2 tRNA genes and 1 rRNA gene are annotated in these 518 nt (G+C 43.2%); all 3 read left to right on the forward strand.

Annotation, left to right across the window (positions count from 1 at the left end):
• Positions 1-72: ribosomal RNA gene (locus tag AAEO50_RS21255) — 16S ribosomal RNA — on the forward strand; the annotation flags it as partial.
• A 144-nt stretch (positions 73-216) separates the two neighbouring features.
• Positions 217-293 (forward strand) — tRNA-Ile (locus tag AAEO50_RS21260).
• A 13-nt stretch (positions 294-306) separates the two neighbouring features.
• Positions 307-379 (forward strand) — tRNA-Ala (locus AAEO50_RS21265).
• Positions 380-518 lie beyond the last annotated feature (139 nt).

Here is a 518-nt window from a genome sequence, read left to right on the forward strand (position 1 = left end):
GTGGGACAGATGATTGGGGTGAAGTCGTAACAAGGTAGCCGTATCGGAAGGTGCGGCTGGATCACCTCCTTTCTAAGGAATATTACATGAAACGTCTGACAGTCGAAGTTTTGTTCAGTTTTGATGGTTTAATTAGGTTTTTTGCGCAAGCAAAAGAACCATCATTAAATTCAATACTTTATGATAAGCGATGCTTATCATCCTTTTTATGAGTAGGGGCCTATAGCTCAGCTGGTTAGAGCGCACGCCTGATAAGCGTGAGGTCGGTGGTTCGAGTCCACTTAGGCCCACCATATTCATTCATACGGGGCCTTAGCTCAGCTGGGAGAGCGCCTGCTTTGCACGCAGGAGGTCAGCGGTTCGATCCCGCTAGGCTCCACTTAGGTTTTTTACGAAGCGAAGCGGAGTAAAATAACCATTAAGTTTGTTCTTTGAAAACTAGATAAAGATAAATTGATAGTCAAGAAATTACCGAGTATCGCCATTTTAGGTTTTAAACCTTATGTAACAACCAAATT

It is taken from the genome of Rossellomorea oryzaecorticis, from assembly GCF_038405515.1.
GTDB lineage: Bacteria > Bacillota > Bacilli > Bacillales > Bacillaceae_B > Rossellomorea > Rossellomorea oryzaecorticis_A.